We start from the raw sequence: 26,547 nt of genomic DNA on the forward strand, positions 1-26,547 counted from the left end.
TCCCGGTGTCTTTCGCCGAGGGACACGGCAGGCGGGAGTCACCCGTGGCCGACCGTGGCCTCTACCAACGTACCGCTGCTGCGGTCAGGGGTCCTCCGGGCGACGGCGTCCGCTCAGGCCCGTGCGGCCTCGGGCCCCGCCGGAACCGCGCCCAGGCGGCCGGGAGGCCCAGCGGGCACGTTCCGGAGGTCAGCCCTGCCAGGTCCAGTCCGCGACTTCGGGGAGGTCGGTGCCGTGTGCGCGGATCCAGGCGTGGTGGCGGGTGCGTTGGTCGGCCATCTGCTGGCGGAGGGCGGCGGCGCGGACGGCGAGGCCGGGGGTGCGGTCGATGACGTCCATGACCAGCCGGTAGCGGTCGAGGTCGTTGCGGACGACCATGTCGAAGGGCGTCGTGGTGGTGCCGGACTCCTTGTAGCCGCGGACGTGCAGGTGCGGGTGGACGGTCCGGCGGTAGGCGAGGCGGTGGATCAGCCAGGGGTAGCCGTGGTAGGCGAAGATCACCGGCTTGTCACGGGTGAAGAGCGCGTCGAACTCGAAGTCCGGCATCCCGTGCGGGTGGTCCTCGGTCGGCATCAGTCGGGCCAGGTCGACCACGTTGACCACCCGGACGGCGACTTCGGGCAGGTGCTGGCGGAGCAGCCCGGCGGCGGCCAGCACCTCCAAGGTGGGCACGTCGCCGGCGCAGGCCAGCACGACGTCCGGTTCGCGGCTGGCGTCGTCGGTGCCGGCCCAGGACCAGATGCCCGCTCCTCGCGCGCAGTGCTCGCGGGCCTCCTCCAGGGTGAGCCAGTCGAAGCAGGGCTGCTTGCCGGCGACCACCACGTTGACGTAGTCCCGGCTGCGCAGCACGTGGTCGGCCGTGGCGAGCAGGGTGTTGGTGTCCGGTGGGAAGTAGACCCGGACGACCTCGGGGCTCTTGCTGAGGACGTGGTCGACGAAGCCGGGGTCCTGGTGGGAGAAGCCGTTGTGGTCCTGGCGCCAGACGTGTGAGGTGAGCAGGTAGGTGAGGGAGGGGATGGGGGCGCGCCAGGACAGCGCGCGCGAGGTGCGCAGCCATTTGATGTGTTGGTTGACCATCGAGTCGACGATGTGCACGAAGGCCTCGTAGCAGGAGAAGAGGCCGTGTCGGCCGGTGAGCAGGTAGCCCTCCAGCCAGCCCTGGCAGGTGTGTTCGGAGAGGATCTCCATCACGCGGCCGTCGCGGGCCAGGTGTTCGTCGGTGGGCAGCACCTCCGCCTGCCAGGCCTTGCCGGTGGCGGCGTAGACGGCCTGGAGGCGGTTGGAGGCGGTCTCGTCGGGGCCGACCAGGCGGAAGTCGCGGCGCTCGGCGGTGTCGGCCATCACCTGGGCGAGCAGTTCGCCCAGCACCCGGGTGGGTTCGTGCAGGGTGGCGCCGGGCTTGTCGACCGGGACGGCGTACTCCTCCAGTGCGGGGAGCGGCAGTTCGCGGGTGAGCAGGCCACCGTTGGCGTGCGGGTTGGTGCCGAGCCTGCGCGCGCCCTCGGGGACGCGGGAGAGCACCTGCTCGGTGGGGCGGCCGTGCGCGTCGAAGAGCTCCTCGGGACGGTAGGAGCGCAGCCAGGCCTCCAACTGGGCCAGGTGGGCGGGATTCTCGCGGACCTGATTGAGCGGCACCTGGTGGGCACGCCAGGTGCCCTCCACCGGCAGGCCGTCGACCTCGGCCGGGCCGGTCCAGCCCTTGGGGGTGCGCAGCACGATCATCGGCCAGTGCGGGCGGTGGGTCTCCCCGTTGTGGCGGGCGGCCTGTTGGAAGGCGGTGATCCGGTCGACGGCGGTGTCCAGGGCGGCGGCCATCGCCCGGTGCATGGTGAGTGGGTCGTCACCGGTGACGTAGAGCGGGTCGTGACCGTAGCCGCGCAGCAGGGCGTCGAGTTCGGGTTCGGGGATCCGGGCGAGCACGGTCGGGTTGGCGATCTTGTAGCCGTTGAGGTGCAGGATCGGCAGGACGGCGCCGTCGTGCACCGGGTCGAGGAACTTGGTGCTGTGCCAGGCGGTGGCGAGCGGGCCGGTCTCGGCCTCGCCGTCGCCGATCACGCAGGCGACCAGCAGACCGGGGTTGTCGAGGGCGGCGCCGTAGGCGTGGGCGAGGGAGTAGCCGAGCTCGCCGCCCTCGTGGATCGAGCCGGGGGTCTCGGGGGCGACGTGGCTGGGAACACCGCCGGGGAAGGAGAACTGGCGGAAGAGCCGGGCCATGCCGGCCTCGTCCCGGGTGACGTCCGGGTAGGTCTCGGTGTAGCTGCCCTCCAGCCAGGAGTTGGCCAGCACGGCCGGTCCGCCGTGGCCCGGCCCCCAGACGCAGACGGTGTCCGTTCCGCGCTGTCGGATCAGCCGGTTGAGGTGGGTGTGGACCAGGTTCAGGCCCGGGCAGGTGCCCCAGTGGCCGAGCAGCCGCGGCTTGATGTGCCCGGGGAGCAGGGGCTCGCGCAGCAGCGGATTGGCGAGCAGGTAGATCTGGCCCGCCGCAAGGTAGTTGGCGGCACGCCAGTGGGCGTCCAGGGCGTGCAGCTCGGAGTCGTCCAGGGGCGTGGCGGTGGTCGGCGGCTCGGTGTGGGGCATCGCAGCGGTCTCCTCGGGGTCGGTGAACGGTGTGCGACGGCGGAATCAGGGGCGCTGGGGGAGCTGCTCGGCTCCCTCCTACACCGTCCCGCGCCGGCCGGGCCCGGGACAGGGCCGTTCGGGGCTCCGGAAGGGGAGAGCGGTGGGCCGAACGGCCCCTCGCCGCCACGGTCCCTTCCCTCGTGCGGACCCGCGGCCCGTTGCCGACATCCGGACAGGAAGTCAACTGGAGTCGCTCGCATGCCCGCCGTCGAGAGCCCTGTGCCGCAAGACCCTGCTGACGCCCTGGTCGCTGTCGCGGCACTGCGGCGCACTCGCCGATCAGCTGGAGGACGCTGCGGTCGAGCAGGCCAGGCGGGCGGGCTGGGGCCGGCCGCGGGTCGCCGAGGCGCTCGGTGTGACGCGCCAAGCCGTTCACAGGAAGCACGCCGAGCGGCTCATCGCTGCCGAGGTCAAGCTGAGGAGGCGCGGCGATGACCGCAACTGACGAGTACCTGCACGCGATCACCGTGCGGGCGATGCGGGAAGCCCGTGAGGACGGGTCCGCGACGATCGAGCTGCCGGGCTGACGGGATTTGGTGCACCCGCACGAACTTCGGCGTGAAGATGGTGCTTCGCGCCCAGTGGCCGTTCGGCCACCAGCTTCTAGCGTCGGGTGCACGGACGCGATCTGATCCCCGCGGACCGGAAGGAGCGGGACATGGACGCGACACGCGGCACCACAGCTGGACCGGGGCGGCGCATCCCGGAGGGGAACGGGCATCCGGTGGTGGAACCGCCGGTGCTGGGCGGGCCCGAGGAGTCCGACTACTACCTGCTCGCGGACCTGCTCACGGACGAGCAACAGGCTCTTCGTCACCAGGTCCGCGACTTCATGGACCGGGAGGTCATCCCGATCATCAATCCCTACTGGGAGCGCGCGGAGTTCCCCCACGAACTGGTCCCCAAGCTGGCGCGGCTGGGTATCGCGGGCTTCCAGCTCTCCGGCGACGGCTGTCCGGGGATGAGCAACGTGACGGCCGGCGTGGTGATCCTGGAGCTGGCCCGCGGGGACCTGAGCGTCTCCACCTTCATGGGGGTGCACTCGGCGCTGGCCATGACCTCGATCGGGCTGCTGGGCTCGGAAGAGCAGAAGCGGCGTTTCCTGCCGCCGATGGCGCGCATGGAGAAGATCGGCGCCTTCGGCCTGACCGAACCGGCGCACGGCTCGGACGTGGTCAAGCTGGAGACGACCGCGCGCCGGGACGGTGACTCCTACGTGCTCAACGGCCACAAGCGGTGGATCGGCAACGCCACGTTCGCCGACTACGTGATCGTCTGGGCCCGGGGGGAGGACGGGCACGTCGGCGGCTATGTGGTGGAGAAGGGCACGCCGGGGTTCGACGCCCAGGTGATCACGGGCAAGACGGCTCTGCGGTGCGTGCAGAACGCGCAGATCTCGCTCACCGACGTCCGGGTGCCCGCCGAGAACCGGCTGGCCGGTGGCCACACCTTCCGCGACACCGAGGAGGTGCTCCTGGCCTCGCGCTTCTGCGTGGCCTGGGAGTCGGTGGGAGCGGCCATCGCGGGCTACGAGACCGCCCTGGCCTACGCCAAGCAGCGGCACCAGTTCGGGATGCCACTGGCGTCCTTCCAGCTCATCCAGTACCGGTTGGCGCGGATGCTGGCGGACATCACCGACATGGTGTGCATGCAGTACCGGCTCAGCCAGCTCATGGACGAGGGCAGGTTCTCGATGCCGCGGGTGGCCCTGGCCAAGATGCACTACACCGAACGCGCGCGGGCCATCCTCGCGGACGCCCGGGACATGCTCGGCGGCAACGGGATCGTGCTCGACTACCACGTGGCCCGGCATCTGTGCGACATCGAGGCCATCGACACCTACGAGGGCACCGACACGGTGCAGGCGCTGATCGTCGGCCGGGACATCACCGGGTACAACGCCTTCGTCCCGGTGGCCGCGGGCCGCTGACCGGCGAGGAAGGGAGCAGCCATGGACAACGCGCCCCTGCTGGAGGGACTGCACGTCGTCGATCTCGCCAGCTTCATCGCCGCCCCGGCGGCGGCCACCATGCTCGGTGACTTCGGAGCCGACGTCGTCAAGGTGGAACCACCGCACGTCGGCGACACCTACCGCGCGCTCAGCCGCGTGCCACCGAATCCGCAGGTCGAGGGGGTCAACTACCCCTGGCAGCTGGACAACCGCAACAAGCGCAGCATCGCCCTGAACCTGAAGTCGCCCGGGGCCCGGCCGGTGCTCGAGCGGCTGGTGGCCTGGGCCGACGTGCTGGTGACCAACTTCCCACCGCGCACACGGGCGAAGCTGGGCCTGGAGTACGAGGATCTGACGCCGCTGAATCCACGGCTGGTCTACGCCGACGTCACCGGCTTCGGCGAGGCGGGCCCGGACGCACACCTGCCCGGCTTCGACGTGACGGCGTACTGGGCGCGCAGCGGCCTGATGGACGTCACACGTCAGCGCGACGCGCCGCCGGCGATGAACATCTTCGGATCGGGCGACCACGCGACCGCGGTCACCCTGTTCGCCGGGATCATGACCGCCCTGTACCGGCGGGAGAAGACCGGCCGGGGCGCACGGGTCACGGCCTCGCTGCTGGCCGAAGGCGCCTGGTCGGCGAGCATGTGGCTACAGGCCATCCTGGTCGGCGCGAAGAACCCCCGCCCGGTCGACCGGGTCCATCCGCCGAACGCGCTGGCCAACATGTACCGCACGGCGGACGACCGCTGGGTGCTGCTCGCCTTCGCCAACGAGGACAAGCAGGTCCCGCTGTTCCTGAAGGCCATCGGTCGCCCCGAGGCGGCGGAGGATCCGCGCTACGCCGACACCGCGAGCCGCCGCGCCAACGCCACCGAGATCGTCGCCCTGCTGGACAGGACCTTCGCGAGCCGTCCCCTGGCCGAGTGGCGTGAGCTGCTCGACGCCGCAGGTCTGACCTACGGGGTCGTCCAGACGCTGGAGGAGTGCGCCCACGACCCCCAACTCGTCGCCAACCGGATCGTCGTGCCGATCGAGGACGGCAGCTCCGAGCCGCCCCTGACCATCGACAGCCCGATCCGGCTGGACCAGGAGCGGAAGGTCCCGCCGCGTCCGGCCCCGGACCTCGGTGAACACACCGAAGCCGTGCTGCGTGACCTGGGCTTCGACGCCGCGGCGGTCGAGGACCTGCGCAAGGCGGAGGCGATCGCCTGAAGCCCCGGCCCCGGAGGGGGAGTACGGAGCCGCACCGCGCGCAGCCGAGGCACACGTCGCCTGGAGGCGGAGCGGAGACGGGGGGAGAAGGGAGTTCCCACCATGACCGAGGCCACTGACACTCCGACAGTGCGCACCGAGGAACACGACGGCACGCTCGTGATCACCATCGACCGGCCGCAGGCACGCAACGCCATCGACGGTGCCACCGCCCGGGCCCTGGCGGCCGCCCTCGACCAACTCGACGCCCGCGACGACCTCCTGGTCGGCATCCTCACCGGCGCGGGCGGCACCTTCAGTGCCGGCATGGACCTCAAGGCGTTCGCCGCCGGCGACATCCCGATCATCCCCGGCCGGGGCTTCGCCGGCGTCACCCGGGCCCAGATCACCACGCCCCTGATCGCCGCCGTCGAAGGCTACGCGCTGGGCGGCGGCACCGAGATGGCCCTCGCCTGCGACATGGTCGTGGCCGCCCGCGATGCCACCTTCGGCCAGACCGAGGTCCACTACGGACTCGTCCCGCCCGAAGGAGGCCTGATCCGGCTGCCCGAACGCATCCCCCGCAACATCGCCCTGGAACTCCTGCTCACCGGCGAACCCCTGCCCGCCGAGCGCGCCGAACGGCTCGGCCTGGTCAACCACCTCACCGAACCCGGCCAGGCACTCGACCAGGCCCTGGACCTCGCAGCCCGCATCGCCCGCAACGCCCCCCTGGCGGTGGCAGCCGTCAAACGCTGCATCGACCAGCGGACCTCCTACCGCGACCAGGACGCCTTCCGGGAGCAGGACCAGATCGTCGGGCCCGTCCTGGCGTCCCAGGACGCCCAGGAAGGCGCTCGCGCCTTCGCGGAGAAGAGGTCACCGCACTGGCAGCGCCGCTGATCGGCCCCGGTGTCCTATCCGTGACCCACGGTGCAAAGTAGCTGCCGCTGACCTCCGACCTCCCGTTGCTTCGGGCCCCGCCTGTTCGTTAGGCCGAACGAGTAGTCGGTGGAGGGTAGGGGTTCATGCGCCGGGAGTGGTCGCCCGAGGACGTGGTGGCGTGTTGGACGCCGGTGGGGAGTGACTGGGACCTGGTCGCGAACAAGTCGGGCCCGACCCGGCTCGGCTTCGTCCTGATGCTGAAGTATTTCGAGCTGGAGGGCCGGTTCCCCCAGTTCCTGGAGGAGTTCCCCCCGGCCGCGGTCGACTACGTCGCCGACGTGGTCAAGGTGCCGGGAGGGGACCTGGCGAAGTACGACCTGTCGTCCCGGTCCGCGAAGGGGCACCGTACGCAGATCCGTGAAGCCCTCGGTTTCCGCCCGTCGACCCGCGCCGACGAGGAACGGCTGACCGGCTGGCTCGCCGATGAGGTCTGCCCCGTCGAGCTGGTCGAGGACCGGCTGCGCGAGGCCCTGCTCGTGCAGTGTCGCAGCGACCGCATCGAGCCCCCGGGCCGTATCGAGCGGATCGTGGCCGCCGCGCGGGCGCGGGCGGACCGGGTCTTCTGCGCGAGGACCGTCGCACGCCTGGGTGACGTGTGCGCCCGGCGCCTGCTGGAGCTGGTGGCGGAGGGCAATGAGGACGGCACCGCGCTGCTGGCCGCGCTGAAGCGGGACCCCGGCGCGGTGGGGCTTGACTCGCTCCTGACGGAGATCACCAAGCTGACCGCCGTCCGGCATCTGGGTCTGCCGGAGGGACTGTTCGCGGACTGCTCGGAGAAGCTGGTGGCCGCCTGGCGGGCACGGGCGATCAAGATGTACCCCTCGGACTTCCGGGATGCGGGGGAGGACGTACGGACGACGCTGCTGGCCGCGCTGTGCGCGTCCCGCCAGGGTGAGATCACCGATGCCCTGGTGGAACTGCTGGTCGCCTTGGTCCACAAGATCAACGCCCGTGCCGAGCGGCGGGTGGAGAAGCAGCTCACCGCCGAGTTGAAGAAGGTCCGCGGCAAGGAGGGCATCCTCTTCAAGCTGGCGACGGCCGCAGTCGACAAGCCCGACGAGGTCGTACGCCGGGCACTGTTCCCGGTGGTCGGGGAGAGGACACTGCGCGAGCTGGTGGCCGAGGCGAAGGCGAACGAGAAGGTCTTCAAGGCCAAGGTCCGCACCACCCTGCGCTCCTCGTACAGCTCGTACTACCGGCAGATGCTGCCGCCGCTGCTGAACACGCTGGGCTTCCAGTGCAACAACACCGCCTACCGGCCGGTGATGGACGCGCTCGCGCTGCTGGCCAGGTACGCCGACGTCGATGGCAAGACCCGCTTCTACGACGCCGGCGACGTGGTGCCGCTGGACGACGTCGTGCGCAAGGACTGGCGCGAGGCGGTCGTCGACGACAAGAGCCGCGTCGAGCGCATCCCGTACGAGCTGTGCGTCCTGGTGGCACTGCGGGACGCGATCCGCCGCCGGGAGATCTACATCAAGGGCGCCAGGCGGTGGGGCGACCCGGAGGACGACCTGCCCGGCGACTTCGAGTCGGCCCGCACCGTGCACTACGCCGCGATCCGGCAGCCCGAGGACCCCAAGGAGTTCATCGCCGGGCTGAAGCGGCGGATGACGGACGGCCTGGACCGGCTGTCGGCCGCGCTCGCGGACGGCTCGGCGGGCGGGGTGAAGGTCACCACCCGCAAGGGCGAGCCGTGGATCACGGTGCCCAAGCTGGAGCCGCTGGACGAGCCCACCGGACTTGCGGCCCTCAAGGACGAGGTCGTACGACGATGGGGCGTGCTCGACCTCCTGGACGTGCTGAAGAACGCTGACTTCCTCACCGGCTTCACCGACGAGTTCACCTCGGTCGCCGCCTACGAGCGCATCGACCGCGCGACCCTCCAGCGGCGCCTGCTGCTCGCGCTGTTCGCCCTGGGCACCAATATGGGCATCCGGGCGATCGTGGCGACCGGCGAGCACGGCGAGACCGAAGCCGCCCTGCGCCACGTGCGCCGGCACTTCATCACCGTCGACAACCTCCGCGCCGCCGTCACCCGGCTGGTGAACGGCACCTTCGCGGCCCGCGACGCCGACTGGTGGGGCCAGGGCACCGCGTGCGCGTCGGACTCGAAGAAGTTCGGGTCCTGGTCCAGCAACTTCATGACCGAGTACCACGCCCGCTACGGCGGCAACGGCGTGATGATCTACTGGCACGTCGAGAAGAAGAACGTCTGCATCTACTCCCAGCTGAAGTCCTGTTCGTCGTCCGAGGTTGCGGCGATGATCGAGGGCCTGCTGCGGCACTGCACGGACGCCGAGATCGAGTCCCAGTACGTCGACATCCACGGCGCCTCGGTGGTCGGGTTCGCCTTCACCGAGCTGCTGAACTTCAGGCTGCTGCCGAGGCTGAAGAACATCGGCAGCATCCGCCTGTACCGCCCGGACGACGCCCCGCCGGGCTGGCCGGCGCTCGGCGGCTCGCTGACCCGGCCGATCCGCTGGGAGCTGATCGAGCAGCAGTACGACCAGATGGTCAAGTACGCCACCGCGCTCCGGCTCGGCACGGCGGAGGCGGAACAGGTGCTGCGGCGCTTCACCCGCGGCGGCCCCAAGCACCCCACCTACGCAGCCCTCGAAGAACTCGGCCGCGCAGTTCGTACGGTCTTCGCCTGTGACTACCTCGCCAGCCCCGGCCTGCGCCGGGAGATCCACGGCGGGCTCCAGGTCGTAGAGAACTGGAACAGCGCGAACACCGTGCTCCACTACGGCAAGGACGGAGCCCTGACCGGCCCCGACAAAGAGCACGCCGAGACCTCAATGCTCGCCCTGCACCTGCTCCAGTCCAGCCTCGTGCACGTCAACACCCTGCTGCTCCAGTAGGTCCTGGCCGAGCCGAAGTGGGCGAACAAGCTGAGCGCCGAGGACCGGTGCGGCTTGACGGCGCTGTTCTGGTCGAACATCAACCCCTACGGCACCTTCCGCCTGGACATGGACAAGCGGCTCGACCTGGTGTCGGCCGCCGCCGTGCCCCGCCCCCGCACCCCGGCGGACACTCCCGCCCGTACGACCACGGAGACGCGATGAGCCAGATCCACGACTTTCAGGACCTCACCGCCCCCCCCCGGATGAACGAGGCCGCGTGGCGGGCCCACGATCTGTTGCGGGCCTACGCCGCACGCGACCGCGCTGCGATCGTTGAACACCTCGCGCACCTGGAGGACGACCAGCTGGAGTTCGCCAGGTGCGTGGTCGCGAACTTCTACAACGACACCCGCGGGGTTCTGCGGGACACCGGGCGCCCGCACAACCCGATCACCCTCGTGCGGGAGGTCGACACTGTGGCCCGCTTCGCACCCGCCGAGCACGAGTTCGCGGTCACCACCGCCGCCCGCCGCCTCGCCCGGGGCGAAGCGAAGATGCAGGAGGTCATCGACGTCATGGACGTCCGCGACCGCATCCACACCCTCGCCGTCTACACCCTGGCCCTGCTCCTCGCCGTCTTCAGCCGCAAGCGGGTGCAGAACATGCTCGACACGCCGCCCAGACGACCGAGGCGATCGGCGGTCGGCCGCGCCCGTACAGCGTCGCGTGACGCCGTCCCGCCCCTCCGGGCCTTCAAGAAGCGTTCGTTTTCTGAAGATCACCCTGCGGGGCCGCCCAGACCGTTCAGGGCCTTCAAAAACCCCTTCAAAAACCAGGATTATTCAACAACTCCGGACCACCGTTTTCTGACATGATCCGGGGTCATGACCGCCCTCGAACCGGCCGACGGGCCGGACCTTCTCGTCGCCGAACCGCTCGTCCGCACCGAAATCAAGATCGGATACGCCCGAGTCTCCACCGGCGGACAGAAGCTCGAACGGCAGATCGACGCGCTCACCGCCGCCGGGTGCCGGAAGATCTTCGCGGACAAGAAGTCCGGCAAGAACGCGCTGCGCCCCGAGCTGAAGGCGTGCCACGCCTTCCTCGACCCCGGCGACACCCTCGTGGTCCCCTCGCTTGACCGCTATGGCCGCAGCCTCCAGGACCTCATCAACATGGTCGCCGAGCTGCGCGAGCGCGGGATCGGCTTCACCTCGCTGCACGAGAACCTGGACACCACCACCCCCGGCGGCCGGCTCGTCTTCCACGTCTTCGCCGCCCTCGCGGAGTTCATCCGCGAACTCATCGTCATCGGCACCAACGAGGGCCTGGCCGCAGCCCGCGCCCGGGGCCGCGTCGGCGGACGCCCCACAGTCGCCACCGAGGAAGTCATCCGGGCCGCACGCGACCTGCTGCCCGACCCCGGCCGCTCCATCACCTCGATCGCCAAGCTGCTCGGCGTCTCCCCGGGCACCCTGTACAACCACATCCCCGACCTACGCGAACTGCGCGCGGGCGCCGGCCCCCGCCAGCTCGAAGCCCCCGCGAAGTAGCCCAGCACGAGCAAGATCAATCTCAGCGGCACTTTCTGTACGGCAACTACTCACACCCGGATCAGCGGGGCAGGATGCGCAGTACTGCCTCGTGTTCGCCGCTGAGCCGCAGGCCTTGCTGTACTGCGGCGCTCAGATCGAGGTCGCCGAGCAGGGTCGCGGCCAGCAGGTGCGGCGGTCCGGTCAGGGACGCGGTGGGGTGGTCGACCCGGCCGGCGTGGGTGTGCACCGAGCCGTCCTTGACTTCGATGACCAGGTCTTCGTTGCCGTCGGCGTGCAGTTGCAGGGCGATTGCGGGCTGGTCGGGGCGGTGGTCGGTCAGTGCCCGGGCGGGCATGTCCAGCCAGTGGGTGCGGAAGGTGTCGCTGCCGCCCGGCTCACGCAACAGCGGCACGCCCCACCGGCTCAGCTCCTGCAGCACCGGCTCCAGCGCGCGGCCACGCTCGGTGAGGGAGAACAGGGTGGTGGCCACCGGCGGCGGGGCGGCCTCGCGGTGGATCAGGCCGGCTTCCTCGAGTTCGCGGAGCCGGTCGACCAGCAGGTTGCTGGCGATCCCGGGCAGCCCATTGCGCAGGTCGGTGTGCCGGCACGGACCCAGGGCGAGCAGTTCACGGACGATCAGCAGGGTCCATCGGTCGCCGATGGTGTCCAGTGCTTTCGCGATGCCGCAGTACTGCCCGTAGGTGCGCATGACACCACCCTACATCGTGGTGTTGAGATTCAAAACTCTCTTGTTGACTTTCTCAACAACGTCGGTCTAGCGTCGCTGCCCATGACCCCCACCCTTTCCGTGCGTCGGCTGGCCTGGGCCGGCGTCGAGATCCGTCTCGGCGACACCCGCCTGCTGATCGACCCGCTCGAGAACGTCGCTCCGCTGGCGCCGGTGATGGGACCGCCGCACCGGCCGGTCGACCCGGTCGATACCCCGCCCGGCACCCACGCCCTCATCACCCACCTGCACCCCGACCACTACGACCACGACCTGATTGCCCGGATCGCGGCCACCGGCACGATCGGCTGCCACACCCCGAGCGCGGCGGCGCTGCACGAGGTGGGCATCACCCCCGTTGCCCAGGACCTGGGCCAGTCACGCCGCATCGGAGCGCTGACCGTCACCCCGGTGACCTCGCTGGACTGGCGCGGCAACGACTGTGACCAGGTCGCCTGGGTCGTCGAAGGCGCCGGCCAGCGGGTCATCCACTGCGGCGACACCCAGTGGCACGGCAGCTGGTGGCAGATCGCCCGCGAACACGGCCCGTTCGACGTCGCGTTCGTCCCGGTCAACGGCGTCATCGCCCACTTCGAGGGCTACGCGGCCAACGTCCCGGCGACCATGACCCCCGAGCAGGGCGTCGAGGCCGCCGTCGCACTCGGCGCCGGCACCGTCTGCGCCATGCACTACGGCCTGTTCCACAACCCGCCGTTCTACACCGAACAACCCGACATCGAGCAGCGCTTCCGGCACGCCGCCGCCGAGCGCGGCATCACCGCGGCCATCATCGCCGACGGCCAGCCCGTCCTGTGACCATCAGAAACAAGGAGCAACACATGAAGATCGTCCTGTTCGGTGCCAGCGGCAACATCGGCCGGCCCACCACCGAGGAACTCCTGCGTCGCGGCCACACCGTCACCGCGGTCACCCGAGCCGGCCACGTTGACGGACTCAAGCACAAGGCCCTGACCGTGACCACCGGTGACGTCACAGACGCCGCCGCGGTCGCCGGCCTCGCCGCCTCCCACGACGCCGTACTGTCGGCCGTCGGCCCCCGGATCGGCCAGGAGAACGACCGCGCCACGATCGTCGGTGCCGCCCGTGCGCTGATCGACGGACTCCGCCGAGCCGGCGTCACCCGCCTGGTCACCATCGGCGGCGCCGGTAGCCTGCGCACGCCGACCGGCGCCCGGGTCATGGACGACCCGGACTTCCCCGCGCTGTGGAAGGCCAACGCCGAGGCCCAGTCCGAAGCGCTCGACCTCTACCGCGGCGTGCACGACCTCGACTGGACGTGCGTGTCGCCCGCCGCGGTCATCGGAGCGGGCGAGCGGACCGGGGCCTACCGCAGCGCCGGGGACACCCTGCTCACCGACGACGACGGCAACAGCCGCATCTCGTACGCCGACTACGCGATCGCCTTGGCCGACACGATCGAGAGCGGCACCGCGATCCGCCGCCGCATCACCGTGGCGTACTGAGCCATGAGCAACGACGCCGCCGGCCGGCACACCCGAGTCATCGTCCTGCTCGCAGCGCTCGTGGCCCTGGGACCACTGTCCATCGACGGCTACCTGCCCGGACTGCCGGACCTCGCCGGCGACCTGCGCGCCAGCGCCGCGGCCACCCAGCTCACCATCACCGCCTGTCTGGCCGGGCTGGCCATCGGGCAGCTGATCGCCGGGCCGCTGAGCGACACCTACGGCCGGCGGCGTCCGTTGCTGGCGGGCCTCGCCCTCTACACGATCGCCAGCGCGCTCTGCGCGGTGGCACCCGACGTCCGGACCTTCGTCGGCCTACGCCTGGTCCAGGGCATCGGCGGGGCGTTCGGCATCGTCATCGCCAACGCCATGGTCCGCGACCGCACCTCCGGAACCCGCACCGCACGTCTCTTCTCCGCACTGACCTTGATCACCGGCCTGGCGCCGGTGTTCGCGCCGGTCCTCGGCGGCCAGCTACTGCGCGTCACGGCCTGGCCTGGAATCTTCGTGGCCCTGGCCGTACTCGGCGCCGTGATGCTGGCGGCCTCCGCCGCAGGACTGCCGGAGACCCGGCCCTCCGCGTCACGCCAGCCGCTGCTGGCTGTCGTCGGGCAGCTGCTCAGCGACCGGGTCTTCACCGGGTACGTCCTGGCCAACGGCCTGGTCTTCGCGGCGATGTTCGCCTACATCTCCGGCTCGCCGTTCGTCCTGCAGGAAATCCACGGCCTGTCACCGCAGCAGTACAGCGCCGTGTTCGCCGTCAACGCCGCCGGACTCATTGCGGCCGCCCAGATCAGCGGCCGGCTGGTGGCCCGGGCCGGCGCCCGCGTGCTGCTGCTCGCCGGTCTGCTGGGCGCGACAGCCGGTGGCACCACGGTCCTGGGCGCGGTGCTGACACGGGCACCCCTGCCCGTGCTCCTGATCGGCCTGTTCGTCCTGGTCTCCAGCGTGGGCCTGGTCATGCCGAACGCCGCGGCCCAGGCCCTGGCCGACCACGGCGGACACGCCGGGTCGGCCGCCGCTCTGCTCGGCTTCAGCCAGTTCATGTTCGGCGGGGTACTTGCTCCGCTGGCCGGCGCGGGTGGCGCCACCGACGCCTTGCCGATGGGAATCATCGTCGCCGTGCTGCCGGCGCTCGCTCTGCTCACACTCGGCGTCCTCACCCGGTCGATGCCCGGTGAGCGCACTCGCAGGCCGGCTCGCCAAGGACCTGCCGGGCACCGGCGACCGCGCCGGCACCCACGCGGATCTTCTCCATGACCGGCTCGAACTGGGTGCAGTCCGCCCGCTGTCCGGGTGTGACCAGCAGCGACAGCGGGCGGCAACGGCCATCCGCGCTCAGGTGGACCTTGGTGGTGAAGCCGCCGCGCGAGCGGCCCAGGCCCTCACCTGGAGCACCACCTCCTCCAGATGGCCTGCCAGGCCTGTCCACGCCGGATCGATCTGATGTTCCGTCACGGTCGCCCCCTTTGAGGCGACCTGCGGCGGGGCAGCCTTGCGGGCGCCGGCGGCGTGCTGATGGGCGCGCATCACCGTGGAGTCAACCGAGACATCCCAGTCGATGGATCCCTCGGCGTCTGCGACGGCCTGGACCTGCTGCAAGGGTCGCTCCCAGGTGCCGTCTGCCGACCATTGCAGGTGCCTCTTGTGCACGGTCTTCCACGGACCGAACCTCTCGGGCAGGTCACGCCACTGCACTCCGGTTCGCACCCGGTGTAGAACCCCGTTGATCACCTGCCGGTGATCCCGCCACCTGCCACAACGTCCATTGCTCACCGGTAGAAGCGGCTCCAGGCGAGCCCACTCAGCGTCCGTCAGATCACCGCGACCAGTCATACAAAGCTAACGAGCAGATGATCGGAGAGACACTGCCTAGGCGGGCGACGTCGTCGGCCACCCCGGAGCCATGATCAGTCTCAGCTACTTTGCACTGTGGGTCAGGGATAGGACACCGGGGCCTGATCCCGGGCCCCGTCCCGGTGGCTTTCCGCACCGGCGGCGGACCAGCGCCGGGCCACCGGGCACAGCCGGCCCACCGCCCCCGACGAGATCCCAGGTCACACCATGCGCACCCAAGACGTGACGCAACAGCTCACCACCCCGCTGGACGCTCCCGCCTACCCCCGCGGCCCGTACCGGTTCACCGACCGGGAGTACTTCACCATCGTCTACCGCACCGACCAGCGAGCACTGGAACGCCTCGTCCCCGCGCCCCTGCGGGTCGCCGAGCCGACGGTGCGCTTCGAGGTCATGCGGATGCCCGACACCACCGGCCTGGGTGACTACGCCGAGTCCGGCCAGGTGCTGTCCGTGGAGTACCGGGGCGAACGCGGCGAGTACGTCATGGCGATGTACGTGGACAGCCTGCCGGCCATCGCCAGCGGCCGCGAGATCAGTGCCTACCCGAAGAAGCTCGGCGCCCCGGGTCTGACCGTCGACTCCGACACCCTGGTCGGCACCCTCGACTACGGCTCCCTGCGCGTCGCCACCGCCACCATGGGCTACAAGCACGCCCCGCTCGACACCGACCGGGCACGAGAGGAGATCTGCCGTCCCACGTTCATGCTGAAGATCCTGCCCGGGTACACCGGCCGGCCGCGCATCTGCGAACTGGTCCGCTTCCAGATCGAGGACATCACCGTGAAGGGCGCCTGGACCGGACCTGCCCGTCTGCAGCTCTTCCAGCACGCCCTGGCGCCGCTGGCGGACCTTCCCGTCCTGGAGGTCCTCTCCGCCGGCCACGTCCTGACCGACCTCACCCTGCCGCCCCCCGAAGTCGTCCACGACTACCTCACGGCAGCACACCAGGAATCATCATGAACGGCACTCCCGCCGCCACCGACGGCACCATGGACGACTTCCAGCACGTCACCGTCATCGGCGCCGGAGTCATCGGAGCGTCGTGGACCGCCCTGTTCCTCGCCAACGGCCTGACCGTCACCGTCAACGACCCGCTCCCCGACGTGGCCCAGCGCACGCGCGAGCAACTGCGGGAAGCCCTCCCGGCACTACGGGCACTCGGCCTGCCCACCGCCGATCTCGACCGTGCCCTGCGCTTCGAGGCCGACCTCGGTCGGGCGCTCGCGGACGCCGACGTGGTCCAGGAGAACGGCCCGGAGCGCCTGGACTTCAAACAGGACCTCTTCGCCCGGATCGAGCAGGCCGCGCACCCGAACACCCTGCTGCTCAGCTCCACCTCCGGCATTCGCGCCACCGCGATGGCCCGGGCGATGAAGGAACCGGGACGGCTCGTCATCGGCCATCCGTTCAATCCGCCGCACCTCGTCCCGCTGGTCGAGGTGGTCCCCGGCGAGCGGACCGATCCGGACACCGTGGCGCGCGCTGTCGCCTTCTACACCGCCCTCGGCAAGAAGCCGCAGGTGCTGCACAAGGAGGTGCCCGGATTCGTCGCGAACCGGCTGCAGGCCGCGTTCTTCCGCGAGGCGGTCAACCTGGTCCACGAAGGCGTGGTGACCGAGCGGGAACTCGACGACATCGTCACCTCCTCCCTCGGCCTGCGCTGGGCCGTCGCCGGCCCCTTCCTCAGCTTCCACCTCGGCGGCGGGCCCGGCGGCCTGCCGCACTTCCTGCAACACCTGGGCCCTGCCCTGGAAGACCTGTGGCGCGATCTCGGTGCCCCGACACTCGACGGGGCGACCATCGAACTCCTCTCCGGACAAGCAGACTTCGGCGCGACCATCGAGGAACTGGAGAGCGCGCGGGACGAGGCACAGCTCAGGGTCATGCGCGCCCTCGGCGGGGGCTGACCCGGCGGAAGGCACCGGGTGCTGTCCCAGGAGGGAGTCGGGTGCCATCTGATCAGGAGGTCAGATCAGGGGGTCAGGAGCGTGAGGGGGTCAGGAGCGCCGGCCCGAGGTACTGCACGGCGAGCAGCGCCACCTCGAGATCGGTGCGCTGTTCATGGACCGTGTGCCCGATGGCCTCCTCGGCCTTCCGGATGCGGTACTGCACGGTGTTCTTGTGCAGGATCTGTCGGCTCGCCGTGGCGGTGTAGCTGCAACCGGTGTCCAGGAAGATCCGCACGGTCTCCCGCAACCGTGCGCAGGGCTCGTCATCGACGGCCAGCAGACCGAGCACGCTCCGTACCCAGATCCGCATGTCGTCGATGTTCGTACACATCAGGGCGATCGGAGCGACACGGGAGTAGGCGGTGAACCGGGCCCCCGAACTCGACGCGGCGGCCAGCTCCTGTGCGCGCAGCGCCTGCCGGTGCGTCCAGCGGAATCCCTCCACACCGGGCTCCACCCGCCCGGCGCAGACGTACGTGGACGGGTCGCCGTCCTCGACCACGCCACACAACCGTTCGTAGGAGACCTCGCCGTCCGAGCCGAACGGCAACCAGGCCCAACACGACGCCTCATCACGAGGGATGAACAACGGTCTGGCGGAACAGTTCATCTCTTCGGCGATGGCACTGGTGAGCCGGTCGAGCCGGGCCAACCCCCCGCCGTCGTGCGTCAGCACGGGCAGCCAGGCCACCAGCCCGAGGTGCAGCTGCCCGAGCCGGTAACCGAGCGCCGACTCGGCCCAGTCGAGGTCGGCCTCCTGCTCGGCGAGGATCTCCCGCACCCGCGCGGCGCGCCCCGCGGTCCGGCTCAACAACCAGCGATCCCGCTCCAGTTGGTAGAGCTCGGTGACGTGTTCGGTCACCTGGTCGATGTAGCCGAAACTCACCGTCAACATGCGCCAGACGGTCGCGGCGGAGAGATCCTCCTCGACCCCCTGACCGTGGAGTTCCTCCAGACACCACTGCAGGAAGCGCCAGTGCCCGATCCGGTAGGCCCGAACCAGCGCACTGACGGGAACACCCCCCTGCGCCAGCCTCCTGGCGTACTCCAGAGCCGCCGTGGGCCCTTCGACATTGTCCAGGGGTATGTCGTTCTCGAGAACGTGCAGCAGCGTTGCGACATTCTCCGCGACACTCGCGCGCAGGAGTTGGAGGACGGGCTCGTCGCCCCTGAGCTTCGGGATTTCGGCGAGCACGTGCTCCCCTATGTCGCGGCTGACGTCGGGGAGTCGTGACCCTACGTTCGCCGCCACCACGGAAAGTGTTTTCCCGACCTCGGGAAGCCCCGTGTCCACGACACAACGCTACCCGGCTGACGCCGGAACGACACGGCGGCCCAGCCCGGCGTCCGTACCCGCCCGCGGCCACCGTTCGGGCGCCTCACGCGTGCTCGCCGCCGGCCGTGCGGGGGCCGGCGGCGAACGCGTCCCGCGGACCCCGGCCGGCGCAGCGCGGATCGCTACGGGGGCGATCAGTTCGGGGCCCGGGTGTCGGCGCTGGTGGTGGTGTGTGCGGGCGGCAGCCACCCGTGCCCCTGCGCGCATCGTCGAGCGCTTTCGAGGAATCGCGCGACGGCGGCGGACCGGGTGCGCGCGGACCGGAGGATCGACCACTCCACGTGGATCTCCGGCTCGACGACCCGGCGCGCCGCGTAGCCGGGGTCGGCGGCGGCGGTGTGGTGGGCGAACGAGGCGGGCGGCAGGCCGACTTCGCGGCTCGCGCGCAGGCGGGCGACCATCGCCCGGGGAGGCGGGTCGGGGAAGGCCCGGATGCGGGGTCGGAAGCCGGAGCGCTCGCAGGCGGCGACGACGCGGTCGTAGTATCCGGGTGCGAGTTCGCGGGGGAACAGCAGCACCGTCTCGTTCCTGAGGCTGCTGACCGGAACGGGGTCCGTGTCCGCCAGGGGATGGTCCGTGCCGAGCAGCAGCGCGAGCGACTCCAGTCGCAGCGGCGTGCCGGTCACTCCCCTCATGGGCTCGGGGAACAGGGCGATGCCGACGTCGAGGTCGCCGGCGAGCACGAGGCCGGGGAGCTCGGAGCTGAAGTGCTCGCTGGCGACGACGGTGACGTTCGGGCTGTCGTACTCGACGCGGGCCAGGACCGCGCCCAGGGTCCCGTACCCGGCCATCGGGGCGTAGCCGAGCCTTACCGTCCCGCCGGCTCCGGCGCCGGCGAGGCGGGTGCGCTCGGCGGCGCGCTCGAGCGCGGCGAGCGCCAAGGGCGCCTCCTCGCACAGCGCCCGGCCCGCGGGGGTGAGTTCGACCTTGCGGCTGGTGCGTACGAACAGGTCGGTGCGGAGCGTGCGTTCGAGGTTCTGGATCTGGTTGCTCAACGAGGGCTGGGAGATGTGCAGGCGCGCGGCGGCGCGGCCGAAGTGGAGGTCTTGGGCGACGGCCAGGAAGTACCGGAGCAGGCGCGGCTCGAGATCCATAGCTGGAAGCTATCACTGGCACGGGCGAGAGGTCTTGGACACCGGGTGGGCCCACGAGTTGACTGGGCGTCACTAGTTGAACCCTCAATGATGGGGGTTGCTCAGTCGACGCGTACACCGCGGGCACCTCCGCTCGAGTAGAACGGAACACGCTGTGACGACATCCACGGCAGCCGGCACGCGCCCCGGGCGAGTGCGCAGGCTGGTACTGGCCTTGATCGTGGCGCTGGCCGCGCTCACCGGATCCCTCTCCGTCGGCGCCGAACGCGCCAGGGCCGACACGCCGGACTGGCAGATCACGCACGTCTACCTCAACCTGATCGGCACCGGCCCCACCGCCCAGAGCCAGTACACCGGCTTCATCCAGAGTCTGCGCAACGCCTCCGGGCACCCCTTCCGGGGCTCGACCGAACAGACCCAGTACAACCCCTACGGACTCGTCCAGGTCACCCTCAGCACCTCCGACGGGACGCTCACGCTGTGGATCGCGGCGCAGAACATGTACGTCCTGGGCTACACCGCGGGCAACGGCATCACCTACGGCTTCTCCGACACCGCCTACGGCGGTTGGGGCCCGAACAACGCCTACGGCAATCCGATGGGCTTCATCCCGTACCTGAGCTCGATCTGGAACCAGTACGGCGGTGGTCAGTCCCTGGCCTTCGGCAGCAACTACAACTCCATGACCCAGGCGGCCGGACGCGGTCGGGAGTCCATGCCGATCTCCTGGACCGACCTGTGGTACTCCTACCTGAACCTGCTGCAGCAGACCAACCCCTACGGCAACAACCAGCAGAACACCGCCCGCTCCCTGATGCTCATGATCCAGTACACCTCCGAGTCGGCCCGGTTCTGGGACGTCTTCGGCGTCATGTCGGCCGTCATGGGCAACAGTGGAACCGTCTACAACGGGCTGCCGATCGAGCAGCAGTACCTGGAGAACTCCTGGGACGCGATGTCGCACTGGGGCCAACTGATCACCCAGAACCCGGGAACCCCGCCACTGTCGGTCAACGGCATTGGCACGCTCTACAGTTGGGGAGATGCCGCACGCTACCTCGCGCTGATGCTGGCCGTCAGCGGAATCCCCTACACCAACGGCAACTGGGCGACCTCGGAGATCTGAAACCCCCATCCGCCCGACCCGGGTCGAGGCCGACGGCGAAGCCGGGCGACACAGCCGGCGGAACGACCGACCGACACCGCCTGGCCGGTGCCGGTCTCCGGGACGTAGTTCTGCCTTCGTCGGCCGCCGCTACGCCTCGGTCACGGGAACCGACGTGACCAGGCGCGGCGCGCCGTCGGCGGCCGCCGTGTGCCGTCCGTGCCACCACGGCGCAGCCGCCGGCTTCGCCGCCGCACCCGGCATCGCGACGGACTTGATCAGTTCCCCCGAGCGCCCGCGGATGTCGATGCGGACCGGCAGCGTGCGGCCCCGCACGCTGGTCCCGCCGGGCCCGACCGGGTGCACCTGCCCCAGGACCTCCGTCACGGCCATGACGAGCGCTGCCGCCACAGCGTCCTCGGTGATCCGCCCGATGTCGTCCCTGAGCCAGTGCAGGACGAGCGCCCAGTCGCCGTTCCGGGACCCCGTGCGGGGCTGAGTGGGCTCCGCGCTGAGGCCGAGCTCGGCGAGCGCCTCGATCAGCGACTCCACGTCCTGGCCGTCGAGGTGCTGGAAGTTCTCTTCGATGAGCAGCTGTGCCATGAACGTTCCCCCATGTGATGGTCGGTCGGACGCGGTCGCGGACGGTGCGCCTGCGGGACGTCGTCCTGCGATGGTGCCGCACCCCAGGGCCGACAGGACGCGCTGCCGGAGTTCTGGATCAACGATCTCCATGACTCTGACGGTTGTTCCGGTCCACCTGGTTGCCGCTGCAGGCTATCTTGACGCATTCCGTACGCGCGGACTCCGGATCTTGACGCGTTCTTGCCCTCGCCTCCGCCGGATGTCGGGGGCTGCCGGAACCTCCGACCGGTGGCAGCTCCGGAGGTTGGGGTCCGGCTCCCGGGCGCGATCGGCGAACCGCGCCCGGTCCGGCGACACGGATGCGGCCAGGATGCCGTCAGGCGGCGCGGCGCGGGATGTCCTGTTCGGTCCAGATGCACTTGCCGTCGCGGTGGTAGCGGGCGCCCCAGCGCTTGGAGAGGGCGGCGACGAGCTGGAGTCCCCGACCGCCCTCGTCGGTGTAGGCGGCGTGGCGGATGCGGGGGGTGCTGAGGCTGCCGTCGTAGACCTCACAGGTCAAGGAGCTGCTGCGGAGGAGGCGCAGGTGGGCGGGGCCCTTGGCATGCCGGATCACGTTGCCGACCAGCTCGCTGGCCAGTAGCTCGGTGGTGGTCGCCAGATCGTCCAGTCCCCAGGCTGCCAGCTGGTTGCGGACGTATGCGCGGGCCTGTCCGGCCGCGCGGGGATCCTCCGGGAGCACGCAGGAGGCGACATCGCGGGCGTCGGTGGCCCGGGTGTGGGCGATCAGCAGGGCCGCGTCGTCGTGCGTCCGGCCGTGGTCGGGCAGCAGGGCCGAGACGACGGTGTCGCACAGGGCGTCCAGGCGCTGGAGGTCGTCGTCCTCGTCCGTCGCCGTGAAGGCGGGTGCCGCCTGCTGGGAGAGGACCTGCCGCAGCCGGGCCAGTCCTTGGTCGATGAACTGGGTGGCGGATTCGACGAGCCCGTCGGTGCACAGGACCAGCAGGCTCTCCTCGGGCAGGTGTATCTGGTGCGTTTCGAACGGTGGCTCGGCGGCCCCCAGTGGCGGGTCGGCGGTCAGGTCGGGCTGGTGGACGCCGCCATCGGGGTGGACGACGACCGGCGGGGGATGGCCGGCCAGGGCGAACGAGCACACCCGGGTGGTCGGGTCGAAGACGGTGTACAGGCAGGTCGCGTAGCAGTCCTCGCCCAGGTCGCCGACCAGGTCGTTGAGACGGCTGAGCAGCTCGTCAGGGGGGATGTCCAGGTCGGCGAGGGTGCGTACCGTGGTGCGCAGCTGGCCCATGGTGGCCGCTTCGTGGATGCCGTGTCCCATGACGTCGCCGATCACCATGGCGACCCGGTCGGCGGACAGCGGGATCACGTCGTACCAGTCGCCACCGACCTGCTCGCCCCGGCCCGCGGGCAGGTAGCGTGCGGCGGCGCGGACGGCGGGCAGGCGGGGCAGCGTCTGGGGCAGCAAGGAACTCTGCAGCTCCTGCGCCCGGGCGTGCTCCACGTCGTACAAGCGGGCCCGCTCCAACGACTGGCCGACCAGACCGCTCAAGGCGGTCAGCAGCGTGCGCTCCTCGTCGGTGAAGGAGCGCTGCCGGGTGAAGGCCACCAGGCACATGCCGATGGCGTGCCCGGAGGCGATCATGGGCAGGAACGCCCACGCGTTCTTCCGGGCCTTCGCCGGTATGTGTGCCAGCGTCGGATAGCGTTGGCAGTACTCTGCGGCCGATTCGATGAACTGGGGAGCGCAGGCCCCGAACACGTCGGCGGCCACCGGGTAGTCGGTGACGGCGAGGCCGTCGAGCAGGTCGAGGAGTTCCCGCGTGTACCCGGCCGAGTCGACCACGTGCTGCCGGCCGCTTTCGAACACCCAGACTATGAGCCCGTCGGCGCCGAACGGGGGCAGGACGTGCTCCGCGACGGCCCGCACGACCTCCCGGGAGGTGACGGCCTCGGCGAGCGCGGCGGTCAGCTTGCCCATCCGGACCGTCCGCTCCGAGCCGGCCACGGAACGGGGAGCGGGTGGCGTGCCGGGCAGCTCCGCCAGGCGCGAAGCGGCCCATCCAGCTACCGAGAGAAGGAAGGACCGCTGCACTTCTTCCGGCGGGCCGGCCCCCGCCGTGATCACGGACAGTACACCGATCGGACCTTCGGCACCGAGGAGCGGCACGGACGCGGTGCCGGCCGCCCCGACGCCCAGACTGTCCCCGCTCACCCAGGCGTAGCCACCGCGCCGCAGGGCGCGTACGGGGGCCACGTCCTGCTCATCGGAGAGATCCCGCCAGACCTCGGCGCTCTCCGCGGCCGGACCGGTGGCCGCGACAAGGCGCAGCCGGTGGGCGGCGGGATCGCACCAGTGCAGGAAGGCACCCCGGCCCCCCAGGCACTCGGTGGCCTTGAGCGCCAGCGCCAGTACCTCCGTGCCCTGCAGCGTGTCGCGCGGAGCGGTCACAAGGCTCAGCTCCGGGCGCTGGGAAGGGCCTCCGGTTTCGGCTGCGGTGGACGCCACTTCGCCTCCTGCTCGCTCCTGGGTCACGGTCCCGCACCTGCCACGACAGAGGCGACATAGCGGACAAACCCCCCTCGTGCTCACAGTACTCCGCACCCCTCCGCGTCCGCTCGGAGCGGGGATCGGGGAGGAGGCGGGTGCGGTCACCTTCTCGGTCGCGAAGGCCGAGAAGGTGTGCTCGGCCGTTCACCCCCCCGTCGCGCTCTCCCGGCCGTCCGCCGCGGCAGGACGGTCACGGATCGCATCCGCCCGCCCGGAGTGGCACGGTCGGCGGCGTCGAGGGTCCAGGCGACGGGGTCGACGACGGCGAGACAGGAGGGGCCGGTGAAGATGTCCGCGACCCCGACAGCCCTCGCAGGGAGCCCACTCGGCCGGTCGCGGCTCGTCGCCGTGGCCAAGGACGGGGTGGACCTGCTGCGACCGCAGTACGGCCGTACCACGGTCCGGGGGCGAGTACCGCCGCGCATGCGGAGGAACCGGAAGCGGCGCCGGTGGAAGAGTGCCACGATGGCTCGTGTGGCGGCGCCGTAGGTGCTCCGTCGGCAGAACCGGTACTGCCGACGGTCGGAGTGCGGAGGAGGCAGCGATGGCGGAGTTCGCACCTGTACCCGATTTCGCCCTGGGGCCGGAGATCCCCGAGTCCGGCTACCACGTCACGGAGCTGGGCGGCGGCGCCTACGGAATCACCAGCGGAATGGTCAACACCATGTTCCTGGTGACCAGGAAGGGCGTCGTGGTGGTGGACGCCCCTCCGGACCTGGGCGAAGCGCTGCTGGTCGGCATCGGGGAGGTCACCCCGAAGCCGATCACCCACCTCATCTACAGCCACGCGCACGCCGACCACATCGGCTCCGCCCACCTGTTGGCCCGGGACGGCCTGCGGATCATCGCCCACGAGCTCACCGCCCGGTTCATCCAGGAGGCACGCGACGACAGGCGTCCGCTGCCCAACGAGACCTTCCCCGGGGGGAGGAAGGAGCTGAGCGTCGACGGTGAGCGGATCATCCTCGAGTACACGGGGGACTGGCACCAGCCGGGCAACCTCTTCATCCACCTGCCGGAACAGAAGGTCCTGACGGCGATCGACAGCTTCACCGTCAGGAACGCGCCGTTCTTCCGGCTGCTCTTCACCCCCCACGTGCCCACCTACTTCGAGGCCATGGACCGGATGCTGGAGTACGACTTCGAGACCGTCGTATCCGGGCACATGGCCCTGTTCGGTACTCCCGAGGACGTGCGGACGAACCGGGAATACCTCCGTGACCTGCGCACCGCCGCCACCCAGGCGCTGCGCGAGGTCGACCTGAGGGAGGCTGCCAGCGCTGCCGGCGTGCCGGACGACAACAAGCAGGCGCGGCTCAAGGTCTGGATCGACGCGGTGGTCGCCCGCGCGACAGAGCTCATGCCCGCGTCCTGGGACCAGCGCCTCGGGGGGAACGACATCTTCCTCGCCGACAACCTCAACACCGTGGCCTGGAGCGTCTTCATGGACTAGCGGCGCCCTTCCGCGCGCCCGCCCGAGCCGTGCTCGGTCCCCACCGCCGGACCGTCCCCGACAGGAGTCACGTGATGGCTGAAGGCACACCAGGACAGGCACGGAGGCACAGTTCGTCACCCCGCGGGGCGCCACCCGGACGGTCGCGCGTCCGCGCCGCCCGGCACCCCCGGGAACGGGCGGCGGGGGCGCGATCGGCCGTGCCTCCCGTACCCCGCCAACACCCGACTCGCCCCACCACGAGGAGCGCCGTAGCATGACCGCAGTGAAGGTCGCGATTCTCGACGACTACCAGGGGGTCGCCCTCGAGTGCGCCGACTGGGGCCGTCTGGACGCCGAGGTCGAGGTGTTCACCGAGCACATCGCGGACGCGGACGAACTGGTCCGCAGGCTCGCCGGCTTCGAGGTGGTCGTCGCGATGCGCGAGCGCACGTGGTTCACCGCCGAGGTCCTGTGCCGGCTGCCCGATCTGAGGCTGCTGGTCAGCACCGGCCCGCGGAACGTGGCGATCGATGTGGCGGCCGCCACGCGGCAGGGCGTCCTGGTCTCCAACACCGGATACTTCGGGGCGTCCACCGCCGAGCTCACCTGGGCGTTGATCCTCGCCGCCGCACGCAACCTCCCGGTCGAGGACCGTGCCGTGCGGGACGGCGGCTGGCAGCGCACGGTCGGCACCGGGCTGCACGGAAGGACCCTCGGCCTTCTCGGACTGGGGAACCTGGGCAGCAACGTGGCCAGGATCGGCCAGGCGTTCGGCATGGACACCATCGCCTGGAGTCAGAACCTCACGCCCGAACGTGCGGCCGAGCACGGGGTGACGGCAGTGACCAGACAGGAGCTGTTCGCCGACGCGGACGTGCTGTCGGTGCACCTGGTGCTCAGCGGCCGCACCAGAGGACTGGTCGGCGGCGCGGAGCTCGCCGCGATGAAGCCGTCCGCGATCCTGGTGAACACCTCGCGGGGGCCGATCATCGATCAGGACGCCCTGCTGGACACCCTGCGGCGCCGGGCCATCAGGTGCGCGGCGCTCGACGTCTACGACGTCGAGCCGCTGCCCTCCGACCATCCGCTGCGCACGCTGCCGAACACCGTGCTCACCCCGCACATCGGCTACGTGACCCGCGAGCTCTACGAGGTCTTCTACCGCGACGCGGTCGAGGACATCGCCGCCTTCCAGGCGGGACGACCGATACGCGTCGTCACCTAGTGCCGCATCAGGCAACGTTCGCCCTTTGGGCCCGATGGTGACTGACCGCTCGATACATTGAGGCATGGCCGACATCGTCAATGTGCGTTCA

General features: G+C 70.5%; 21 protein-coding genes and 2 pseudogenes. 16 read left to right on the top strand and 7 right to left on the bottom strand.

The window, feature by feature from the left end; all coding sequences use genetic code 11:
• Nucleotides 1-189 precede the first annotated feature (189 nt).
• Entirely contained in the window at nt 190-2,577 is a 2,388-nt protein-coding gene (locus tag ACIGXM_RS26010; RefSeq protein ID WP_396564844.1) for a phosphoketolase, read from the bottom strand.
• A gap of 240 nt (nt 2,578-2,817) precedes the next feature.
• Between ACIGXM_RS26010 and ACIGXM_RS26015 the strand changes: the two are divergent.
• The 8 genes and pseudogenes from ACIGXM_RS26015 to ACIGXM_RS26050 all read left to right on the top strand — a co-directional run bounded on the left by ACIGXM_RS26015 (nt 2,818) and on the right by ACIGXM_RS26050 (nt 11,111).
• Nucleotides 2,818-3,064, top strand: a pseudogene (locus tag ACIGXM_RS26015) (hypothetical protein).
• Between the two features lie 213 nt (nt 3,065-3,277).
• A complete protein-coding gene (locus tag ACIGXM_RS26020; RefSeq protein WP_396564846.1) occupies nt 3,278-4,549 on the top strand; it encodes an acyl-CoA dehydrogenase family protein in 1,272 nt (423 codons plus the stop codon).
• A 21-nt stretch (nt 4,550-4,570) separates the two neighbouring features.
• The gene (locus ACIGXM_RS26025; protein ID WP_396564848.1) at nt 4,571-5,788 is read left to right on the top strand and encodes a CaiB/BaiF CoA transferase family protein; all 1,218 of its coding nucleotides are present in this window, start codon (nt 4,571-4,573) and stop codon (nt 5,786-5,788) included.
• Between the two features lie 102 nt (nt 5,789-5,890).
• Nucleotides 5,891-6,670: a crotonase/enoyl-CoA hydratase family protein gene (locus tag ACIGXM_RS26030; protein ID WP_396564850.1), complete on the top strand. Its 780-nt coding sequence runs from the start codon at nt 5,891-5,893 to the stop codon at nt 6,668-6,670.
• Nucleotides 6,671-6,795: 125 nt separating this feature from the next.
• Nucleotides 6,796-9,576 (top strand): Tn3 family transposase, encoded by a 2,781-nt coding sequence (locus ACIGXM_RS26035; RefSeq protein ID WP_396564852.1) that lies wholly within the window; start codon nt 6,796-6,798, stop codon nt 9,574-9,576.
• A gap of 54 nt (nt 9,577-9,630) precedes the next feature.
• Nucleotides 9,631-9,780 (top strand): hypothetical protein, encoded by a 150-nt coding sequence (locus ACIGXM_RS26040; RefSeq protein WP_396564854.1) that lies wholly within the window; start codon nt 9,631-9,633, stop codon nt 9,778-9,780.
• Nucleotides 9,777-10,433: a hypothetical protein gene (locus tag ACIGXM_RS26045; RefSeq protein ID WP_396564855.1), complete on the top strand. Its 657-nt coding sequence runs from the start codon at nt 9,777-9,779 to the stop codon at nt 10,431-10,433. Before ACIGXM_RS26040 ends, ACIGXM_RS26045 begins: the two co-directional genes overlap by 4 nt.
• 9 nt (nt 10,434-10,442) lie before the next feature.
• Entirely contained in the window at nt 10,443-11,111 is a 669-nt protein-coding gene (locus ACIGXM_RS26050; RefSeq protein ID WP_148647146.1) for a recombinase family protein, read from the top strand.
• A 61-nt stretch (nt 11,112-11,172) separates the two neighbouring features.
• Here the strand turns inward: ACIGXM_RS26050 and ACIGXM_RS26055 are convergent, their stop codons facing one another.
• On the bottom strand, nt 11,173-11,802 hold the full coding sequence (locus ACIGXM_RS26055; protein WP_360268509.1) for a helix-turn-helix domain-containing protein: 630 nt from the start codon (nt 11,800-11,802) through the stop codon (nt 11,173-11,175).
• Between the two features lie 81 nt (nt 11,803-11,883).
• Between ACIGXM_RS26055 and ACIGXM_RS26060 the strand changes: the two genes are divergently transcribed.
• The 3 genes from ACIGXM_RS26060 to ACIGXM_RS26070 are packed head-to-tail and all read left to right on the top strand — an operon-like array spanning nt 11,884 to nt 14,564.
• Nucleotides 11,884-12,636, top strand: a complete 753-nt coding sequence (locus ACIGXM_RS26060) for an MBL fold metallo-hydrolase (protein WP_396564858.1) — start codon at nt 11,884-11,886, stop codon at nt 12,634-12,636.
• A 23-nt stretch (nt 12,637-12,659) separates the two neighbouring features.
• Complete coding sequence (locus tag ACIGXM_RS26065) at nt 12,660-13,304, top strand: NAD(P)-dependent oxidoreductase (RefSeq protein ID WP_396564860.1); 645 nt, start codon at nt 12,660-12,662, stop codon at nt 13,302-13,304.
• A gap of 3 nt (nt 13,305-13,307) precedes the next feature.
• A complete protein-coding gene (locus ACIGXM_RS26070; protein WP_396564862.1) occupies nt 13,308-14,564 on the top strand; it encodes a multidrug effflux MFS transporter in 1,257 nt (418 codons plus the stop codon).
• Here the strand turns inward: ACIGXM_RS26070 and ACIGXM_RS26075 are convergent.
• Nucleotides 14,545-15,140, bottom strand: a pseudogene (locus ACIGXM_RS26075) (IS5 family transposase); the annotation flags it as partial. The gene ACIGXM_RS26070 and the pseudogene ACIGXM_RS26075 sit on opposite strands and share 20 nt — an antisense overlap.
• 228 nt (nt 15,141-15,368) lie before the next feature.
• Here ACIGXM_RS26075 and ACIGXM_RS26080 point away from each other — a divergent pair.
• Both ACIGXM_RS26080 and ACIGXM_RS26085 read left to right on the top strand, forming a co-directional pair.
• Nucleotides 15,369-16,124: an acetoacetate decarboxylase gene (locus ACIGXM_RS26080; RefSeq protein WP_396564863.1), complete on the top strand. Its 756-nt coding sequence runs from the start codon at nt 15,369-15,371 to the stop codon at nt 16,122-16,124.
• Complete coding sequence (locus ACIGXM_RS26085; protein ID WP_396564865.1) at nt 16,121-17,071, top strand: 3-hydroxyacyl-CoA dehydrogenase NAD-binding domain-containing protein; 951 nt, start codon at nt 16,121-16,123, stop codon at nt 17,069-17,071. Before ACIGXM_RS26080 ends, ACIGXM_RS26085 begins: the two co-directional genes overlap by 4 nt.
• Nucleotides 17,072-17,144: 73 nt before the next feature.
• Here the strand turns inward: ACIGXM_RS26085 and ACIGXM_RS26090 are convergent, their stop codons facing one another.
• Both ACIGXM_RS26090 and ACIGXM_RS26095 read right to left on the bottom strand, forming a co-directional pair.
• Complete coding sequence (locus ACIGXM_RS26090; protein ID WP_396564867.1) at nt 17,145-18,407, bottom strand: PucR family transcriptional regulator; 1,263 nt, start codon at nt 18,405-18,407, stop codon at nt 17,145-17,147.
• Nucleotides 18,408-18,583: 176 nt separating this feature from the next.
• Entirely contained in the window at nt 18,584-19,543 is a 960-nt protein-coding gene (locus ACIGXM_RS26095; protein ID WP_396564869.1) for a LysR substrate-binding domain-containing protein, read from the bottom strand.
• A 154-nt stretch (nt 19,544-19,697) separates the two neighbouring features.
• On the opposite strand from ACIGXM_RS26095, the gene ACIGXM_RS26100 reads away from it, so the two are divergent.
• Nucleotides 19,698-20,669, top strand: coding sequence for a ribosome-inactivating family protein (locus ACIGXM_RS26100; protein WP_396564871.1), 972 nt, complete (start codon nt 19,698-19,700; stop codon nt 20,667-20,669).
• A 129-nt stretch (nt 20,670-20,798) separates the two neighbouring features.
• Here the strand turns inward: ACIGXM_RS26100 and ACIGXM_RS26105 are convergent, their stop codons facing one another.
• The gene (locus ACIGXM_RS26105; protein ID WP_396564873.1) at nt 20,799-21,251 is read right to left on the bottom strand and encodes a hypothetical protein; all 453 of its coding nucleotides are present in this window, start codon (nt 21,249-21,251) and stop codon (nt 20,799-20,801) included.
• Nucleotides 21,252-21,609: 358 nt separating this feature from the next.
• Complete coding sequence (locus ACIGXM_RS26110) at nt 21,610-23,697, bottom strand: SpoIIE family protein phosphatase (protein ID WP_396564875.1); 2,088 nt, start codon at nt 23,695-23,697, stop codon at nt 21,610-21,612.
• Nucleotides 23,698-24,340: 643 nt separating this feature from the next.
• Here ACIGXM_RS26110 and ACIGXM_RS26115 point away from each other — a divergent pair.
• Together ACIGXM_RS26115 and ACIGXM_RS26120 are read left to right on the top strand one after the other, a co-directional pair.
• Nucleotides 24,341-25,249 carry an MBL fold metallo-hydrolase gene (locus tag ACIGXM_RS26115; protein ID WP_396564877.1) on the top strand — a complete coding sequence of 303 codons (909 nt, stop codon included), beginning with the start codon at nt 24,341-24,343 and terminating at the stop codon, nt 25,247-25,249.
• A 256-nt stretch (nt 25,250-25,505) separates the two neighbouring features.
• Nucleotides 25,506-26,456 carry a D-2-hydroxyacid dehydrogenase family protein gene (locus ACIGXM_RS26120; protein ID WP_396564879.1) on the top strand — a complete coding sequence of 317 codons (951 nt, stop codon included), beginning with the start codon at nt 25,506-25,508 and terminating at the stop codon, nt 26,454-26,456.
• Nucleotides 26,457-26,547: the final 91 nt, after the last annotated feature.

The organism is Kitasatospora sp. NPDC052896 (genome assembly GCF_044547075.1).
Lineage (GTDB): Bacteria > Actinomycetota > Actinomycetes > Streptomycetales > Streptomycetaceae > Kitasatospora.